General features: G+C 41.5%; 20 protein-coding genes and 2 pseudogenes. 17 read left to right on the forward strand and 5 right to left on the reverse strand.

What is annotated here, in order from left to right; translation table 11 throughout:
* Positions 1 to 35 precede the first annotated feature (35 nt).
* From HQN90_RS05780 to HQN90_RS05805, 6 genes and pseudogenes are all read left to right on the forward strand, one after another.
* A complete protein-coding gene (locus HQN90_RS05780) occupies positions 36 to 893 on the forward strand; it encodes a DegV family protein (protein ID WP_079416214.1) in 858 nt (285 codons plus the stop codon).
* Between the two features lie 4 nt (positions 894 to 897).
* Positions 898 to 2,943: an ATP-dependent DNA helicase RecG gene (recG, locus tag HQN90_RS05785; protein ID WP_173216858.1), complete on the forward strand. Its 2,046-nt coding sequence runs from the start codon at positions 898 to 900 to the stop codon at positions 2,941 to 2,943.
* A gap of 143 nt (positions 2,944 to 3,086) precedes the next feature.
* Positions 3,087 to 3,353 (forward strand): DUF1294 domain-containing protein, encoded by a 267-nt coding sequence (locus HQN90_RS05790; protein WP_208629849.1) that lies wholly within the window; start codon positions 3,087 to 3,089, stop codon positions 3,351 to 3,353.
* Positions 3,354 to 3,861: 508 nt separating this feature from the next.
* Positions 3,862 to 4,149: a stage VI sporulation protein F gene (locus HQN90_RS05795; RefSeq protein WP_173216859.1), complete on the forward strand. Its 288-nt coding sequence runs from the start codon at positions 3,862 to 3,864 to the stop codon at positions 4,147 to 4,149.
* Between the two features lie 148 nt (positions 4,150 to 4,297).
* Complete coding sequence (locus tag HQN90_RS05800; RefSeq protein ID WP_173216860.1) at positions 4,298 to 4,669, forward strand: YhjD family protein; 372 nt, start codon at positions 4,298 to 4,300, stop codon at positions 4,667 to 4,669.
* A pseudogene (locus HQN90_RS05805) lies at positions 4,666 to 4,794 on the forward strand (Y-family DNA polymerase); the annotation flags it as partial. The gene HQN90_RS05800 and the pseudogene HQN90_RS05805, both read left to right, overlap by 4 nt.
* 1,545 nt (positions 4,795 to 6,339) lie before the next feature.
* Here the strand turns inward: HQN90_RS05805 and HQN90_RS05810 are convergent.
* Together HQN90_RS05810 and HQN90_RS05815 are read right to left on the reverse strand one after the other, a co-directional pair.
* Positions 6,340 to 6,795 (reverse strand): DUF4304 domain-containing protein, encoded by a 456-nt coding sequence (locus HQN90_RS05810; RefSeq protein WP_173216861.1) that lies wholly within the window; start codon positions 6,793 to 6,795, stop codon positions 6,340 to 6,342.
* Between the two features lie 34 nt (positions 6,796 to 6,829).
* Positions 6,830 to 7,165 (reverse strand): hypothetical protein, encoded by a 336-nt coding sequence (locus HQN90_RS05815; RefSeq protein ID WP_173216862.1) that lies wholly within the window; start codon positions 7,163 to 7,165, stop codon positions 6,830 to 6,832.
* A 630-nt stretch (positions 7,166 to 7,795) separates the two neighbouring features.
* On the opposite strand from HQN90_RS05815, the gene HQN90_RS05820 reads away from it, so the two are divergent.
* The 9 genes from HQN90_RS05820 (at position 7,796) to HQN90_RS05860 (ending at position 13,009) form a co-directional block, all read left to right on the forward strand.
* On the forward strand, positions 7,796 to 8,239 hold the full coding sequence (locus HQN90_RS05820; RefSeq protein WP_173216863.1) for an HAD domain-containing protein: 444 nt from the start codon (positions 7,796 to 7,798) through the stop codon (positions 8,237 to 8,239).
* Between the two features lie 43 nt (positions 8,240 to 8,282).
* Entirely contained in the window at positions 8,283 to 8,639 is a 357-nt protein-coding gene (locus HQN90_RS05825; RefSeq protein WP_173216864.1) for a hypothetical protein, read from the forward strand.
* Positions 8,640 to 8,830: 191 nt separating this feature from the next.
* Complete coding sequence (locus HQN90_RS05830) at positions 8,831 to 9,412, forward strand: hypothetical protein (RefSeq protein WP_173216865.1); 582 nt, start codon at positions 8,831 to 8,833, stop codon at positions 9,410 to 9,412.
* Positions 9,413 to 9,620: 208 nt separating this feature from the next.
* Complete coding sequence (locus HQN90_RS05835; protein ID WP_173216866.1) at positions 9,621 to 9,932, forward strand: hypothetical protein; 312 nt, start codon at positions 9,621 to 9,623, stop codon at positions 9,930 to 9,932.
* A gap of 102 nt (positions 9,933 to 10,034) precedes the next feature.
* Positions 10,035 to 10,652: a hypothetical protein gene (locus tag HQN90_RS05840; RefSeq protein ID WP_173216867.1), complete on the forward strand. Its 618-nt coding sequence runs from the start codon at positions 10,035 to 10,037 to the stop codon at positions 10,650 to 10,652.
* A 66-nt stretch (positions 10,653 to 10,718) separates the two neighbouring features.
* Positions 10,719 to 11,075 carry a cyclic-phosphate processing receiver domain-containing protein gene (locus tag HQN90_RS05845; RefSeq protein ID WP_173216868.1) on the forward strand — a complete coding sequence of 119 codons (357 nt, stop codon included), beginning with the start codon at positions 10,719 to 10,721 and terminating at the stop codon, positions 11,073 to 11,075.
* An 83-nt stretch (positions 11,076 to 11,158) separates the two neighbouring features.
* A complete protein-coding gene (locus tag HQN90_RS05850; RefSeq protein ID WP_216855209.1) occupies positions 11,159 to 11,524 on the forward strand; it encodes a DUF6547 family protein in 366 nt (121 codons plus the stop codon).
* 171 nt (positions 11,525 to 11,695) lie between these two features.
* Positions 11,696 to 12,007, forward strand: coding sequence for a hypothetical protein (locus HQN90_RS05855; protein WP_173216869.1), 312 nt, complete (start codon positions 11,696 to 11,698; stop codon positions 12,005 to 12,007).
* Positions 12,008 to 12,094: 87 nt separating this feature from the next.
* Entirely contained in the window at positions 12,095 to 13,009 is a 915-nt protein-coding gene (locus HQN90_RS05860; protein ID WP_173216870.1) for a tetratricopeptide repeat protein, read from the forward strand.
* Between the two features lie 318 nt (positions 13,010 to 13,327).
* On the opposite strand, the gene HQN90_RS05865 is transcribed toward HQN90_RS05860, so the two are convergent.
* The 3 genes from HQN90_RS05865 to HQN90_RS05875 all read right to left on the reverse strand — a co-directional run bounded on the left by HQN90_RS05865 (position 13,328) and on the right by HQN90_RS05875 (position 15,073).
* Positions 13,328 to 13,648, reverse strand: coding sequence for a hypothetical protein (locus tag HQN90_RS05865; RefSeq protein ID WP_173216871.1), 321 nt, complete (start codon positions 13,646 to 13,648; stop codon positions 13,328 to 13,330).
* Between the two features lie 521 nt (positions 13,649 to 14,169).
* On the reverse strand, positions 14,170 to 14,637 hold the full coding sequence (locus HQN90_RS05870) for a CDI toxin immunity protein (RefSeq protein WP_173216872.1): 468 nt from the start codon (positions 14,635 to 14,637) through the stop codon (positions 14,170 to 14,172).
* Between the two features lie 55 nt (positions 14,638 to 14,692).
* On the reverse strand, positions 14,693 to 15,073 hold the full coding sequence (locus tag HQN90_RS05875; protein ID WP_173216873.1) for a hypothetical protein: 381 nt from the start codon (positions 15,071 to 15,073) through the stop codon (positions 14,693 to 14,695).
* A gap of 434 nt (positions 15,074 to 15,507) precedes the next feature.
* On the opposite strand from HQN90_RS05875, the gene HQN90_RS05880 reads away from it, so the two are divergent.
* Complete coding sequence (locus tag HQN90_RS05880) at positions 15,508 to 16,434, forward strand: DoxX-like family protein (RefSeq protein WP_216855210.1); 927 nt, start codon at positions 15,508 to 15,510, stop codon at positions 16,432 to 16,434.
* Positions 16,431 to 17,110, forward strand: a pseudogene (locus HQN90_RS05885) (DUF4166 domain-containing protein). Before HQN90_RS05880 ends, HQN90_RS05885 begins: the two are co-directional and overlap by 4 nt.
* The last annotated feature ends 340 nt before the right edge of the window (positions 17,111 to 17,450 follow it).

Below are 17,450 nucleotides of genomic sequence, written 5' to 3' on the forward strand. Positions count from 1 at the left end.
CCCGCAATGGATGATTGCATGAAATGGAGTGAGTCCTGTTGACAATTCGTATCGTAACGGACAGTACGGCCGACATCCCTTTGGCACTCAGGCAAGAGCTTAACATCGAGATGGTGCCGCTCAAGATTCATTTTGGCGATGAACAGTATTTAGATGCGGTAACGCTGCAGTCGGAGGCATTTTATCCGAAGCTGACTTCGTCCTCCCATTTCCCGAGAACGTCACAGCCTTCTCCTGCGGAGTTTCTGAGTCTTTATCAGAGCCTACTGGAGGAACCGGATACGGAGGTCATCTCCATTCATCTGGCTTCTGTGCTGAGTGGGACATACCAGTCCGCTTTGCTGGCTTCCACGATGCTGGAGGATGAAGCAGCCAAAGTGCATGTGGTTGATTCTCGTTCTGCCTCTTATGGAATCGGCGCGTTGGTCGTAGCTGCTGCAAGGGCCGCTAGAGCAGGGAAAAGTGCAGCAGAAATTTTGGCGCTTGTCCAAACGATGAGAGAGAACTTTTACATTTATTTTCTTGTGGATACGCTGGAATTTCTGCAAAAAGGCGGCCGAATCGGCAAAGCCTCTGCACTGTTTGGTTCATTATTAAACATTAAGCCGATCCTTTCCTTGGATCGCGAGGGTGAAGTAGCGGCCATTGATAAGGTGCGCGGTCACAAAAAAGCGATTGCCCGTATTCTGGAGCTGCTGGCTGCCGATATTCCGAGCCGCAGCATCCGCAGTATGCATATCGCTCATGCCAACAATAGGGAAGGCGCGGAGCTGTTGAGGGAAGCCATTATGCAGCAATTCGCTGTGGAGCATGTGGACTATATTACGCTTGGTCCGGTGATTGGCGCACATGCAGGCCCAGGCACCATCGCAGCCTTCGTGAGTACGGTATAAGGATATGGATTTAAATCAAATTGCAGTACGCGAAGTCCATGGTGTTGGCGCTCAGAAGGCACTTGAGCTAAACGCCATGGGCGTTTTTACGGTTATGGATTTACTGGAATATGTGCCGTTCCGGTATGAGGATTATACGGTCCGCGATTTGGCGAGCGTAAAGGACGGCGACCGCGTCACCGTGAAGGGCTATATCATCGGCGAGCCGGTGCTGCAGCGCTACAGCGGCAAGTCCCGGCTATCCTGCAAGGTGATGGTCGATGAGTTCTTGCTGATGGCGGTGTGGTTTAACCGCCACTTCTTGAAGGACCGCTTGCGGCCTCAGCAGGAGATTATCCTGACTGGCAAATGGGACGCGAGGCGCAGGCAAATGAGCGTGTCCGATTCGGAGTTTCCCGGACAAGGGGATTCGAATACCGGCACGATCCAGCCGGTATATTCGGTTGCAGGCTCGATTACGCAGAAGTGGATGCGCAAGATCATTGCGCAGGCGCTGACGCAGTACAGCGCCATGATCAGTGAAGTGCTGCCAGAGAGCCTGACCGGCAGGTACGGGTTCATGCCGCGCAGCAAGGCGCTGGCGGTCATCCACACGCCGAGCGGCGTGGAGGAAGGCAAGCAGGCGCGCAGGCGCATGGTCTATGAGGAGCTGTTCCTGTTCCAGCTCAAGCTGCAGGCTTACCGCGCCGTGACGCGCAGCCGGGCGGACGGGCTTAAGCAGCAGGTGGACTTGCCTGCTGTCCGCGCCTTCGTGCGCGCGCTGCCCTTCCAGCTGACGGAGTCGCAGAAGAAGGTCGTCGCTGAGCTCCTGCACGACATGCAGGAGCCTTACAGCATGAATCGACTGCTGCAGGGCGATGTCGGTGCAGGCAAGACGATCGTCGCGGCCATAGGCCTCTACGCGACCGTGAAGGCCGGCTACCAAGGCGCGCTGATGGTGCCGACGGAGATCTTGGCCGAGCAGCACAAGCGCTCTCTAACTAGCTTGTTCGAGCCTTACGGGATGCAGGTGGCCCTGCTGACCGGCAGCTCGACCGACCGTCAGCGGCGGGATCTGCTCGCCTCCTTGCAGATGGGGCTGATCGACGTGCTTGTAGGCACGCACGCGCTTATCCAAGAGGACGTTTACTTCCGGCAGCTGGGCCTTGTTGTGACGGACGAGCAGCACCGCTTCGGGGTGAACCAGCGCAGCATTCTGCGGCGCAAGGGGATGCAGCCTGATGTGCTGACGATGACGGCGACGCCGATTCCGCGCACGCTGGCGATTACTGCCTTCGGCGACATGGATGTGTCGACGCTGCGCGAGCTGCCGAAGGGGCGCAAGCCGATCAAGACGTACGCGGTGCAGCATGCGATGCTGGAACGCGTACTGGGCTTTATCCAGCGCGAGGTGGCCGCAGGCCGGCAGGCGTATGTAATTTGTCCGCTCATCGAAGAGTCGGACAAGCTGGACGTGCAGAATGCGATCGACGTCCACATTCAGCTGCAGCAGCATTTCCCGCAGATGCGGATCGGCCTGCTGCACGGGCGGATGAGCGCGCAGGAGAAGGAAGCGATCATGCGCGCTTTCAAGGAAGGGACCGTGGAGGCGCTCGTCTCGACCACGGTCATCGAGGTTGGCGTGGACGTGCCGAATGCCACGCTGATGGTGATCTACGACGCCGACCGCTTCGGCCTGTCGCAGCTGCATCAGCTGCGCGGGCGGGTTGGCCGCGGCGAGCATCAGTCCTTCTGCGTGCTCATCGCCGACCCGAAGACCGAGGTCGGCAAGGAGCGCATGAAGGCGATGACGGAGACGACGGACGGCTTCGAAATCGCCCGCCGCGACCTGGAGCTGCGCGGGCCGGGGGACTTCTTCGGCACGAAGCAGAGCGGGCTGCCGGAGTTCCGCGTCGCCGACATGATGGCGGATTTCGAAGTCATGGAAGAGGCGCGCGATGATGCGGCTGAGCTCGTCGGCGACTCGTCCTTCTGGACGGGCGCTTCCTATCTGTCTCTGAGAACCTATTTGGAGCGCTCGCATATTTTTGATAGCGAAGTGCTGGATTAGCAGCGAGCGTTTGGCAGCGTTTGGCGGGTAGGCATTGCCGGCCCTAATTTGGGCGTGTTCGTCGTAGATATTGACCGCATGCGCGTTCGCTTTTAAGATAGAAAGTAGAGTTTACTATTTTCTGAAATGAAGGTGTCCCGCATTTGACTTATTTTCTTGTTTATTTATTGCTGATGAATATCATTACGTTTATAGAAATGGGACATGACAAAGGACAGGCCAAAAAAGGCGGCCGCCGCGTGCCGGAGAAACGGCTTTTTACACTGGCTGCGCTCGGTGGCGGGATTGGCGGTTGGCTGGGCATGCGCGTATGGCGCCACAAGACCAAACATATGTCGTTTGTGATCGGTATTCCGCTCCTAGTCGTGCTCAATTGCATCTGTGTCATTCTGATTGCTATTTATATGTAAAAATTTGAGAGGTTGTCTCCGAAGGTGAAAAACCTGGCGAGCAGCCTCTTGTTTTTTGGATAGAGATTCCCTGTCTGCTGCTGCATCGACCAAGATTAAGCTGCTTGCCCTGTATCAATGCTCTATATACGCTCCCAACCTTCTAATTAACTCCACCGTCACCAGCAAATTAGTCTTGAGGGATGGCTTGGGAAGGCGATCTGTGGCTATCTTGCAGATGTTCATTTCCTACACTGGATAAAATCCAATGGATCTCACCAGTTTGCGACAAAAATGCCGGTTTCATTGGATATATCCAGTGGAAATCTCAGAAATAGCCCGGACTCGGCGATTCCAAGTTGATTCCAAGGCAATCGATTGGATAAATTCCAATGAAACGACGATTCAACCGCGCTAAAGCTGATTTTATTGGATAAAATCCACTCTGCCGAAGGTTCCTGATAGGAGGCAAGTTCGCCTCGCTGCACTCATATGCTAGTAGCAGGAAAGCAGATCGGAGGTCGCGAAGATGGGCTATCGGCAGTATGGCATCGATCCTGCGCTCGTGGAGCGTGTGAAGTTTAAGTTGAAGAACCCAGAGATCAAGGAGCGTATCAAATTGCTGCTGCAAGGCGTCACCAAGGCTGATTTGCAAAATCACACAGAGGTTGCTCGCCTCACCCAGCTTGCGACCACGATCTTCGGCGAGGAGCTGAACGGCAATCAGACGGCGCAAATCCTCGAATTTATTGTGGCTCAAAAGATCGATCCTTCCAAAACTTTTCACTTAATCCGACTGTGGGCGATATTTCGTTAAACGAAGTAAAAAGCACCGTGCAGCCGAGCTGAAATGCTCATCTGCATGGTGTATTTTATTTCCAATTAAAATTACTTGCATAACGAATACATGTTCGGTATATAATAAGTAACACGAATATATGTTCGCATATGGTGGTGGGGATAAAATGAAGGTGAGCTCAAGAATTGAGACGGATGAGGATGTTCAACTTATTAAGGAATTTACGCTGTTGCCCATTTTGCTCGATATGCTGGCAAGGGATATGGAGGAGCTCAAGGTTTACAAGGATAAAATTGTGTACAATCATGTACTTTTTTATTTGAGAGAGGTTGAGAATGCCATTTACCCGCAATTGCAGCAGCTGAAGAGCAGCATGAAAAAAAGAGACATTAAAGTGATTCATACCGAAATGAATGCCTTAGGGATCAACGTTGAATACAAAGTACGCGGTTACATTCACCATTTCACGATGCTTCGCAGCTTGGTTAAAGCAGAACTTATGACCATGCTTATGAATATGCGAGGGGGATTACGGTGAGCAAAGCAAAGGAAAGAACGATATTCCTAGCGGACTGCGAGAGCTTCTATGCCAGTGTTGAGAAGGCGGATCATCCGGGCTTCAAGGATAAACCCGTTGCGGTCGCTGGGGATCCTGCGCTGAGGTTGTATGGACTATAATAAGAAGTAGTCATTGCTTTATACATTAGATATTTATAGTATTTATAGCAGATCAATTTTCATTTTTAGATCGGTTAAGTGACGGATATTATTTAGCTACAGAAGGAATTTACGGAGAAGTAGAAGATATAATACAGGATGCACTTGATGACTTAAAGAAGTTTGATGAGTACTTGGACATTTTGAGGGATAATTCGTAGAAGATAAGTCTCTTTGTTACGTAATACAGGAGAATAGACTCAGACTTTATAAAGTTAAAGGGAAACTAGAGTTGAATAAACATTAATAGACGAAACTACCAGCACAATCGGTAGCTTCATTACGTTAAAGTACAGCTTAATGGGTAGCATGTTTCAGTACGGACAATAGAGCGTGTGGGACGGCTATTTATTATCGCTCATTATTTGTGATACGGGTCACAGCAATCTATCTAAGCATAAAGTACGGTTTGACCACAAAATATACATCAGTATATAAAGACAAAAGCCACTCTGCTAATGGAGTGGTTTTTACTTCCTTAAGTATACGTGTAGACCTAATCGGTTAGCCAATCCTCTAGCAAATTCCTTTTGCGAGTCCAACTTCAATTCATTAAACACTCTTGCCATGCGCCCCTGTGCTTTTTCCATTTCACCTATTGAGCAGTAGATTACCGTTAAATAATGGGGATTCTCATAAATCTCATCTTTCTCACGTAACTCCATTACCCTGATTACATCGTTAATGCTTTCAAATTGCCGAAGGTGAGGGAGTATATACTCTGTAATGTCTTTTATTATCATTCGTTTAAGTTGTTCAACATTAGTATCGATTGTCAATCTGTACCAACTATCGGTTGCAATAGGTAAGCATTTGATGTGATCTCCAGCTTTTCCCCTGCGCCACACCGGACGTGCCAGTTTCCCGGCATCCGGCGTTCCCTCTAACTGACTTTACTAGATCATAAGTTCCTCGTTACTCAAGGATATAGACTGTTAGGTCATCCTAGTAGCTTGCACTGTGGCATCCATTGATGTCCCCACGTTCCTACCTGATCGGTGCAATTCACGCTTGGAAAACAATCGTTCTTTTCAGTTAGACTTGGGGCTATTCCTCCACTCCCATTACAGGAGTTTCACCAGTCGTGCCCCTGCCCTCACAAGGATTAATGTATTTCGGCATGCGCCTTATAACAACCGTTTTGGGTAACAGCCCTTGTTGCAACGTCCCTTGCTTTCCAAGTCCCTTACATCCTAGCTATTCTTTCTAGACTTAGGTGCTTCCTCTAAGCCTGTGAGACCAATGCCACCATTGTTCGGCATAGCGTATTTCATAGAAGAAATTCTTACTTTACGCCGCTCACCCCATCGTTTGATGGTGCATATGTTTCCATATGCTCTAACTTTAGACCTGTACATTCGGAAGTTCGTCAGTTCAGTCTGTTTGAACATTCTCACCATATCTAGTTTTTCAGCCGCGCGACATATCCGTTGGCATACCTTTTTCTATTCGAATGGCTATAGCCTTCGTTCTGCCGAATCTACCTGTACTTCATACCTCATATTCTGTTAAACATGACGCACGCAGGAGTATTGGCGGGATGGTTTCGGGATACATGGTTCCGTCGTTCCCATCCTTGGTTGTAAAGTTAAGATTACTCGTGTAATCTCCTGCTTTTCGCACTGTTTGGTGCTTATAGCAGAACTTGTCGTACTTTTTCGTTAGTTCTGTGCCACGAATCCGTAAAACTGAGTCTATTTCCATTGGAAATGATGGTTTCGGATATAGATGAACTGTTCCAAATAATTTATCTATATAAATGCCTGTATTGAAAAAGAACTCAACTTCATCTTCTGTATTCCACTTTGATGACTGAATGTTCACTGTCGCAGAAAAGTCAGAACATACATAGGCAAAGTTATTGCCCTGCTTCTTAAAGCCTTCTACTTTAAACAAGGGAGCAATGGTTTCTTTTACGATTTGCTTCAATACATCCTGCATTTTCATGCTAAACAATCCCCTTAGCGATAGAATCCTACCTTCATTCGTCCATGTTAACCTCGACACATTTATCAAATATAACTTCAAAGTCTCCTTTGAATATCAAATGCTCAACCACTTCTTCAATGCGAATACGACTGCATTCATCCACCAGTACCATGTCACTACCCCAAAAATACTTTCCTTGTAAACACTCTCCAGTTTGTTGATTCTTTTCTGCGAGAGTCTGTATGTTCTTGTAAGTAAAAAATGAAGCAACCCATCTTGACCCATCTTCAAATGTAACTATTGCATCAGTATTACCATCGTATATGTTCCATTCTCCTTGAGACCAATGTTCCGCTTCAATCCAAATGAAGTATTGCATGTCTTTCATTAAAATCGCCTTCTTACCACCCTTATTTATTGATTCAATTGTACCATATGTTGGAATTGTTATGTGTAATCGTATGCATCATAATTCATCCTTACCGGGGCTGTAGAAGTGTTGACTGCATTTATGAAACCGACATGAGCATAGATGATGTAAACCACCCCACCCTGACTTTACAACATCACCAGAACGCCTAGAAAGCCCTCTAAGCTGTGATTCAAGACTTCATGATAGAGAGGAGATGGCAATCAGACTAATTCCTTTATGAAGCGCCTATAGCCCCACATCTGAATGATTACTCATTGTCAAAAAGTATACTCTTTGACAAAGTAAATAATGGTAGGGGCTGTATGGGCTTCTGAAAGGCTTTGATAGGAGTGTGGAAAAAGCCATTCGGTGGGATTCAAACATGCCTTAGAAGGCTGTCTAGGAGTTCTGGTGTTGTTATGTAATTAGAGGTGGGGGTTACATTAAAAATGAAGTTGTTTGAATAGTGGAAGGGGTTTAGCACTTCCACCGCTCGACTATGAGTGAAACATGGAGCGATACAGCATTATATAAATTCCAACATATGGTATAATGGGCTGGTGATAGTACTTTGATAAAAGAAGGATTGTATTTGGGGTGATTTGCTTGAAGTTAATCTTTTTAGATATTGACGGAGTATTAGTTACAACAAATTCATTAATACCAAGTGATAAGTATTTTGCTCATACATTCGACAAGACCTGTGTTCAAAATCTAATTGAGATTCTTAATGCCACAGGAGCAAAAGTCGTCATATCTTCATCGTGGAGAGAAGGTAGAACATTGGCTCAATTACAGTCAATATTTCAGTCTAATGGTATTGAAGATTGCGTAATAGGTCTAACACCTTCCTTCAACGATGAAACAATCAGAGGGACTGAAATTAAGGCATACTTAGAAGGTTGTAATGGTTTAGAATGTTTCGTGATTATAGATGATGAAGAAAAAATGGGCGATTTAGAGCCATTCCTTATAGAAACTGAGTTTAGAACTGGCATAACTGAAAGCGTCAAAGATGAAGTAATAAGTAGACTAATGAAAGCAAACTGAACGAAAGCACGATTTTATTAATCATACTAAGGTGGTTCAAAGGATGGAGATTTTTCCAGAAGAACACGAACTTATTAATATTTTTGAATGTGAACCGCAAGTAACCTTAGAGGAATTGGATGTTCCTGACTACTATAAACAATGGAGGTTCATTCTAAAACGAGAAACTGATGTGTTAGAGTTTGATATAGAACCAAGTATCTCATATGTTTATATGAGATGGCATCAAGAAAACAAGGTCATATTAGAACTTGCATTAGAAGAAGTTTATGGAATAGAAATAAAAAAACAAGGAAACTCGGAATTTATTTTGTTGTTATTCCAGGATGAACGATTTAAAACTTTAACTTTAAGGACAAAACCTTACATATCAGTTGTTTGGGGAACAGCTAAAATTTGAAAAGTTGAGCTTTTAAAAGAGCAATTTGAATTGGTAAGAAAGAGATAACTAATTGGATGGGATATTTGGAGCGGTTGTTTTACCATGGCTCACGACAAAGCAGATGACAAGTATATTGAGAAAATAGGTAAATATGAAGTTATAGGAAATCAGCGTAAATTTAAAAAACGATAATCATTGGAGTCTTAAAAATGTCGATTTTTATAATTTTTATAACACGAATAACAAATAAAATCGGTTCTCATGCCATTAACACGCTGGTGTTAAATCAAAAGATATTCAATATAACAGTCAAAGAAGAAAATGGACATTTCCTATTAATCGATGCAGCGGACAGTGGTGAAATGTTCATTTTGGCAAGTTTAATTCAACATTCAATGAAAAGTAATGATGTTATATTTTTAGAACGAGAAGGAACAGAGAATACAGATTTATTTATTTTTAACGGAGCCGTCAATCCTCTAACAAAGAAGGATATTAGAAAAATTAAGAAATCGTTAAGTTATATTAAACCGGAAATTATCAAACTTCCTTTGGTGAATTTACATGATGAAACTGTATGGGACACATGGGAACATTGGAAGTATGAAGAACAACTTAAAATAAAAGCAGATAAAGATTTAGCGATAATAAATACATCACAACTCGGTTTAAAGTTGCTTTTACACAGCTGTTCCCATCTTGCTACTTCATATTCGGGACATTCTCATTTTGATAGGAATTCTACGAAGTCTTCACCAGAATTGATCATTAGAAATATGGCTAGGAATTAACTAATTATGAGTACTTCGAAGAGGACGCTGACATCCTATAACGCCGTATTCACGCTGCGGCTCCTGGCAAAGCCTAGAAGAAGTCGAGTCAGGCAGATAACCCTGCGAACTTAACCGCAGTCGCGGCCGGCAGCTAAAGTGCCTTTAGGTTCTCGGATCGTGATTACAACAACGTTATCTGAAATAAGGTGAGAGAGTTGATAAAATCATGAAGACAGTAGGAACGGTAAAGATATATTTCCTGACTGCCGAAGAAGGCGGGCAAAGTATTATTCCAGTTGGAAACTTCTCAATACCGATCATCTTTGAAGAAGATAGGGAGTTAATAAATGGCTTATGGAGTGCAGTAATTGAATTTCACAACTCTCCAAATACTCAAAGAGATACAACTGCAGACTTGTATTTAGCTTTCCATGAGAAAGAAGAGGCACCGAATCATTTAATCAAACCTGGAATGAAATTTGAATTAACGACAAATAGAGTGATAGCCAGAGGGGTAATTAAATCATTAAAAAATTAAGTCAGGTATTAGAAGATGGGGCGAGAAAGTAATCTGAAACTCGACACATAATCAGTCTAATAAGATGGTACTATTTGTAATAGAAGTGTGAGGTGAATAAATATGAGGAATATCGTTAAAGACTCTCAATTTCTCAATGAGAGAACTGAGATGATGTATTATTTTCAGGAAACGTTCCACAAATCAGAGGAAACTGAAATTATTAATTCACCATCGAAGAAATTCAAGCTGGTAGTCCATCACTATAATCATGAGGAAGGCATTACCAGGTACAATTACACTAAAGGGATAGTCACGGACAGTGACAACAATATTATTGACACTATCTATAGAAACCTTGACCCATTTTTATATAGTTGGGTGGAGGTAAATGGAACAGAATACCTATTATGTGGACTTGATTATCAGGGGTATTCAGTTGTTGATTTATTGAATAGACAAACTAAACATTATGTCCCCGAAGAAGCTTATAAAGGTCGTGGGTTCTGCTGGGCTGAAATAATATACTTCCAGCAAAAAAATCTAATAGTGGTTGATGGGTGTTACTGGGCATGTCCTTATGAGCTTGTCTTTTATGATTTTTCTAGTCCGATGAGTGTTCCATATAAAGAATTATTTCGTGTTGAGGTAGATAGCATTAAAAATTGGGGTAACTGGAAAACGATCCATAAGATTAGTTATGTTGATGAGGAAAATAACGATAAGGAATTTGTTTTTTAGAGCTATGCTAACGCATAGCGTTGCTCAAACGCGGTTAGATAAAGAACTAGTCCAGAGGTGATTACAATGAAGGTCAATCTTTATCTAGATGATTTAAGGGATTGCCCAGAGGGTTTTATTATCGCAAGAACAATCGAAGAAGCAATACAATGTTTTCAGGAGTATTCAATAGAACTATTATCACTTGATCACGACTTAGGCGAAGATGAAAATGGAAATGAATCGCGTAATGGTTACGATTTCGTTAAATACTTTTGTGAGAATGGTTTAAGGGCTAGCAAAATTTACTTACATACAGATAATCCTGTAGGTCGAAAGAATATGTATGAAACATTGTTAGCAGCACAACGCAGAGGATTTATTGATGAGGATATTGAGATATACCATTATTCAATTACTGCAAACAAGTATTCAGGAGAATGATCATTCATTCCGCTAACGCAGAACGAACTTGTTCGATTGATCGACTCCAATAAAAAGCTCAGAATAGAGGGAATGAAATAACATTGGATAATAAGGAATTAGAATTCTACAAAACATTTATTGATGATTTAGTGGAGCTTCGTCCTGCTGTGTATTCACGTAGGATAATGGGAAATGGTTGGCCACGGACTGTTGAAAACGAAAGGATAAACAAGGTACTAGCTGAGTTATCGCTAGAACAAAAGGAGGTTTTTGCATTAATTGCACAATCTGCTCGCGATGGTGGAATTCATGATGTACTCGTTTATTTAACAAAGCAGATTAATCTAGCGGGTCTCGAAATCGCAAAGAATGGGATTAAGATGACAAAGGAACCCTTTGGTTCTGAAATGTATTTTGATTGGGTTTGCAGAAAAGAAGGCGATGCATGGCCGGATTCAAGTAAGTAAACCACCTGGTTAAGCCGTTAAATTGAGGGACTGCGGAAAGATAGTTTAATAAAACAGCGGCAGTCTCAGACTTTATTATCAGTCCAATGCTGCCGCTGTTTCTTTTATTGGGGTTAGTCTAAATCTTAATTTACTAAGTATATCGAAAATAATGTGAGGGAGGTTTAAGAAATGTATTGCCCTTATTGCAAAGAAGAACTGAAAGTTAATAATGAAGAGTTATATTGCAAAGCTGGAGACAGTTATTTTTCAAAGCACATGGAAAAAGTTTTTAATGTAGCAATAGATAATTCTAAAGAAGTTGAAGTACGGCTACCAAAATTTGCGAATAGTGAAGCAGGAAGATTCTTTTGTGTGAATTGTGGAAGCAAAATGATGAAAATTGAATCTATGCATGAAGTTTGTACATGTTGTGGATTTGAAATTAACAAACGTACGTTCTATGAGATTATTGAAATTAATCCCCATCGTTCATTCAGGTGAAAGAATCATTGAAAAAATGAAATTATACTTAATGAAGTAATGGAAAACTATAGTTTAAAACAATATCTCATCCGACGGAGGACCAATTTGAACATTAACCAGAGAGCTATCGAACATCTCGAACGTAACGAGTATGATGCAGCCTTAGCTCTTTTCAAAGAAGCTGTTAACGAATCGAGAAATGTACAGTCTTTAACGAACCTTGCTTGGATATATTATCACGAAGAAAGTGACAAAGAAACTGCTCTGGAACTAGTTAAAGAAGCAATAAGTCTAAATTCATCTTCGCACTTTCCATACAACCTTTTAGGTGAAATATATGTTGAATTGGAAAGATGGGAAGATGCCTCGATTGCATTGTTGAACTCCATCGCAATCGAGCCTTCCAAAGAAGCATATAATAATTTAGCTATAGCTAAATATCATCTTGGGGAATTGGATGAAGCATCAGTCTTATTTCTAAAAAGTGCCGTGCCTTCGGATTACACAATGTATAGTCACATAAAATGTTTGATTGAACTCGGTAGAACGCACGAAGCAAAATGTAAGTTAGATGCCTTTTCGGAAAGTGATGAAGAATTCGTCGGAGAAGTTCATGTTGCTGAACTGTACTTTGAGTTACAATGTTTTTCTGAGGCTGTCCATTGGTTTGAAAAATCATGGGGAACATATTATAAGACTTCAGATTGGGTTTGTAGGTATATTTATTCGTTAATTAAAACAAATTCTTTAAATCGCGCGGTTGAAATAGCGAACGAATGTATTCAAATAAAAATAAACGATATTCAGGAGGAACACGCAGATCAATGCGATGAGGATTGGACAGAGAGCGAAAAAGCCGCATACATTAAGCAATTAGAAGATGATAAACAGGAATATGAAAGTATAATAAATAAGATTTCTAAAGGTTTTGTTCCACCGTTGAAATTCTCAACATCTCGGAGTTCAAGTTGTTATTTATTTGGATGTTCAAGACACAATCATCATGAGTACAATGTTTGAACCTTTTCAACGGTGATAATGGCGGTCAAAACTGTTGTCAGTTCGAACACCATTACTTATACCATTAGTAAGCTTGCACCTCAAAACGGAACGCTTTATGCTTAGCGGCAGCTCCTCTTTTATTCATTGAAGTATGGGCAGTAGAGCGTGGTGGAACGGGGGGGGGACGTAATCTATTTGTGATACGGATTGGATCACCGTAATGTATCTAAATACAAAGTGTTTGACCATAAAATTTATATATCTATATAAGGCAAAGCACTCCTAACAATGGAGTGGTTTCTTTTAGAACTTTTCTTTTATTCCAAATATCAAGTACTAATTTATAGTATCTTCTTTTAACAAAATTTTATTGAAGACATTTGTAATTTCAGCATAACCAACAATCTTAGACGCTTCTTGGATGTTAATTATCTTTCCAATCCATAAGCAATGCGGATACTCCTCTGGGCTTATAAACGTAATAGTTCCACGAACAGATTCACCTAAGACAACTTCTTGCTTATCATAATAGTGATGTATACCTGTGGTTAAATAATCATCTCTCACTAAATGTGCAGGTCGATAGCCATTGAACACACTTCTAGTTCTCCCTCCTGTTTTTAAAAAGGTTATCATAGCTTCAACATCTGCGATCATTACAACCCCCTATATGCAACGAAATCCATGTTCTATCTTATTTACGCTTCATCAATAAGCCTTATGTACTCCCCAGCTTGCTCTCTATTCAATCGTTCAATAATATAATCCTTAGCAATGACCTCCACGTACACATCATGCCCTTTGATTACGTAATGGTTATATTCATCATTTCTTGAATTGCTTTTTGGATAAAGACTTTTATGCTTCAACACTAATCCATTAAGCCATTGTGAATCAATGACTTTTAGAACATAGGAATGATGTAATTGTTCATAATCATAATCTATATATTCAGCATGGGTATAGTTCGTTGACCAACAGCCCTTAAATGTTATCTTCGCTATAAATTCAGCAGGTGTAGAATCCTCATTTCAGCATCCAAAATATGCTGTACACTCACTTTCAGAAACATTAAGAATTACATCCCCCTGTGGGTCTTGCCACACTTCAAGAGGTATTTGTATAGCCTTTTCACGAGCCAAGTATGTTACCACCTTTTCAATGAAATTGCTCTTTCATTAAAGATAACCTAAAGTTATCTCACCCTCATGGAAAAATTCAATAACATATTGTGAAGAACAGTAGACGTAAGTATCAAAGTCCACTGCTAAAACATCATCATGTACATTTATGAATCTTTGAAATTCAGTTTGTAATACTGGATAGCTTCCACTCCATATAATATAGAGTGGAAGCCCTGTGTCGATATTTAAGGATTTCAAAGTAGATAATACATCTGTTGCTATTTTTATTTCGGTTTTCTTGGAAATTTTATCCCAATCAATTCTTCCCCAAGGAGTAAAAGAGTAAGCATTAACTAATTCGTTCCTCATTGTTTCACTTGATTCTTCGGACAAAATGATAGTTCCTTCACCCAATGCGTCTAAACATTCCTCAAATAATACGCCATACGATACTTTCTGCTTAGACTTTTGCTTTTGTAAAAGCTGTTCTAATCTCCATTTTCTATTTCTCTTATGTTCCATGACTTCCCCCTCAAATAAAATCGTGCTTTCATTGAATAAGATTTTGACCTAGCTATCACAAATTATCAATAATTGCCGTTACATTACCTTTCCAATCGACTATTGTTACTTGCTCCTTCATTTCAAAGCACCAATCAATTATCTGTACTACTAATCTTGGGGTTATGATTGTATCTTCCCAACTTGGAGTTAATACTCTTGTCCAACCAAATCTTTTGTAACCAGCTAATCCTTCAAATTCCATACCTTGAATGACAATAAAAGTATTCTTCTCTAGTAGCGATTGACCAATTGCATAAGAAATAATATATTTCTTATCCTCTGATACAATGTGCAATATAGTTCTCCCATAATCTTCAATGTCTTCTTTTACACTCCAGTAGAAAACTCTACCTTTGTTTATCAATTTTCTCTTGCCTTTCGTGCTAACTCCCACGACATAACTCCTTATGAATAAAATCATTCTTTGATTAAATAATACCATATACTGGAATGAACGTCTTTATCGTATCGCTTCAAATTTAACTCATAGTCGAGCGATGAAAGTGCTATGACCATTTCACCATTCAAACAACTTCATTTTGATGAAAACCACGCCCCCACCTCTAACTAAATAACAACATCAGAACTCCTAGACAGTCTTCTAAGGCTTACTTCGGCAGATTTTTTGAGGTCGACTTTTCTTAAAAGGCAGGATGACCATTTTATAGGATTAAAATCTAGTTCAAATCTAAGGAGCAGATCGCCGGCTGGCAGATATTCCCTTTTTCATTGACGAACAAGCAGAATAACGTAGCAGTTTCTTCTACTTTCAGATTAAGAAGGAATTAGTTGGAATTTATCGAAATAATGTGGAAACAGGAGGTAGTCATGATCAATAGAAAACCCATTTATGTAGAAATTCTTATGAAGGTACCAATGGAAACATTGTGGACATATACGCAAACACCTAATTTGCATCAACAATGGGACTTAAGGTTCTCAGAGATTACATATATTCCTAAATCCAATGAAGAACATCCCCAGCGCTTTTTATATAAAACTAATATCGGTTTTGGGCTTTGTATCGCGGGAGAAGGCGAATCGGTAGGAAACAAAGAGAAAGACGGTATTATGACCTCTACCCTGAAATTTAGTTCTTCTAATCCCATCTCGCTAATATCTGAAGGAGCTGGCTTTTGGCGTTATGTGCCTACAGTTGATGGAATCCGTTTCTTAACAAGATATGATTACAGAACTCGTTTTGGCGCATTTGGCACATGGATCGATGGATTCATATTCCGACCGATAATGGGGTGGGCGACAGCATGGAGTTTTGACTGTTTACGTCTTTGGCTAGAGCAGGGGATTTCTCCATCTGTATTGATCAGGCGTTCTATTTCGGAGATTTTGATAACAACAAGCTTATTTAGCATTTGGGTGTATCAAGGACTTGTGCCAAAGCTGTTAGTTCCGGATTCCGGGGAAATGGACATTTTAAGGAGTATCGAAGGTATTGCCGATTACGGAAGACCACTCCTGACTTTGATGGGATTAGGAGAAATCGTAATCGGATCCTTGTTTCTTATTTTTAGCGGCAAAAAGCGAAGGAGACTGCATAAATTCAATATCATGGTTTTAATTCTTCTTGGATTAAGTGCGGCATCACATCCAGCGACCTATGTAGCGCCTTTCAATCCAATTACTCTGAATATAGCAATGATAGCTTTATCGATAACCAGTCTACTAAATGCAACAGAGCTTCCGAGTGCTGAAAGATGTCTCCGAAATTCACCTGAAAGGGGTAACCAAACATGACCTCAATCTACGAAAAGGCCCTCGGTGAAGATTTTGCCAAGCTCCACCCTCAGATTCAAAAACGATTTAGCTTTGGAAGCGAAAATCAAATAGCATCTATTGGAAAAGGAGTTATGGAACATGTTTGGTATGGTAAATGGTTTACACTTCCGTTTCTGGCATTAGGTACTTGGCGAAACATTCTTTTCCCGCAGGGAGGTAAGCATATTCCTTTCACGATCGAGAATTACGCATACAGGGATAGCTTTGGCGAGAGACTGTTACGTGGATTCGGACATATCAATTTCTAAACCGAGTCAGACGTTTTGATGCTACGATGATTTACAGTGAAAAACGACGTAAAATTATTGATTATTTAGGTACTCACCAGCATCTGGCAGTGGAAATCGATATGTTTGTTGCGGAAAATGGCGGAATGGGGCTACGTTCTGGGAAACAATTTTTTTATGAGGGAATTCTAGGCGTTCGGTTTCCAATGATATTCTCCGGTTATGCTGATGTCTGCGAGTGGTACGATGATGAAAAAGGAAAGTTCCAAATTAGTGTGCAAGTGAAAAACAAATTTTTCGGACCGCTATTTGGCTATCGTGGATCCTTTAATGTTGAATACGTCCCCATAGATACAGGCGACATTCCGCAGCACGTAAAGCCAGTGCGGGAAGAGAGCCGAGAGTAACTTGTTAGCAAAGTTCTTGTGTATATATTAACAACTAGGAAAAGGAAATTATTATGAGATCAGTAGTGAAGAAATCAGTGATTATTTATGGAATTTTGGGATTAGTAATAGGATTATGTATGTTTATTTATTCAATAAGTTCTAATGATTTTGTTTTCAATCTAGGCGATAAAGAAGTTTACGGATACCAGGGAGGATTACTACCGATATTTTTTATGCCAATAATAATGGCTGTAGTCGGAGCTGGACACGGAGTAATGTTTTGGTTCCCGATCGTTTATATATATCGAAAAATAACAAACAAATAAAGATTTCAAAGCAAAGCGGCTGCTCTTTTTCT

The organism is Paenibacillus alba (assembly GCF_013204855.1).
GTDB lineage: Bacteria > Bacillota > Bacilli > Paenibacillales > NBRC-103111 > Paenibacillus_E > Paenibacillus_E alba.

Excerpts from the sequence above, each read along its gene's own strand:
- HQN90_RS05795 (WP_173216859.1), top strand. The coding sequence starts at position 3,862 with ATGGGCTATCGGCAGTATGGCATCGATCCTGCGCTCGTGGAGCGTGTG.
- recG (WP_173216858.1), top strand. The coding sequence starts at position 898 with ATGGATTTAAATCAAATTGCAGTACGCGAAGTCCATGGTGTTGGCGCT.
- HQN90_RS05800 (WP_173216860.1), top strand. The coding sequence starts at position 4,298 with ATGAAGGTGAGCTCAAGAATTGAGACGGATGAGGATGTTCAACTTATT.
- HQN90_RS05825 (WP_173216864.1), top strand. The coding sequence starts at position 8,283 with ATGGAGATTTTTCCAGAAGAACACGAACTTATTAATATTTTTGAATGT.
- HQN90_RS05835 (WP_173216866.1), top strand. The coding sequence starts at position 9,621 with ATGAAGACAGTAGGAACGGTAAAGATATATTTCCTGACTGCCGAAGAA.
- HQN90_RS05840 (WP_173216867.1), top strand. The coding sequence starts at position 10,035 with ATGAGGAATATCGTTAAAGACTCTCAATTTCTCAATGAGAGAACTGAG.
- HQN90_RS05810 (WP_173216861.1), bottom strand. The coding sequence starts at position 6,795 with ATGAAAATGCAGGATGTATTGAAGCAAATCGTAAAAGAAACCATTGCT.
- HQN90_RS05880 (WP_216855210.1), top strand. The coding sequence starts at position 15,508 with ATGATCAATAGAAAACCCATTTATGTAGAAATTCTTATGAAGGTACCA.
- HQN90_RS05855 (WP_173216869.1), top strand. The coding sequence starts at position 11,696 with ATGTATTGCCCTTATTGCAAAGAAGAACTGAAAGTTAATAATGAAGAG.
- HQN90_RS05865 (WP_173216871.1), bottom strand. The coding sequence starts at position 13,648 with ATGATCGCAGATGTTGAAGCTATGATAACCTTTTTAAAAACAGGAGGG.
- HQN90_RS05815 (WP_173216862.1), bottom strand. The coding sequence starts at position 7,165 with ATGAAAGACATGCAATACTTCATTTGGATTGAAGCGGAACATTGGTCT.
- HQN90_RS05845 (WP_173216868.1), top strand. The coding sequence starts at position 10,719 with ATGAAGGTCAATCTTTATCTAGATGATTTAAGGGATTGCCCAGAGGGT.
- HQN90_RS05870 (WP_173216872.1), bottom strand. The coding sequence starts at position 14,637 with ATGGAACATAAGAGAAATAGAAAATGGAGATTAGAACAGCTTTTACAA.
- HQN90_RS05830 (WP_173216865.1), top strand. The coding sequence starts at position 8,831 with ATGTCGATTTTTATAATTTTTATAACACGAATAACAAATAAAATCGGT.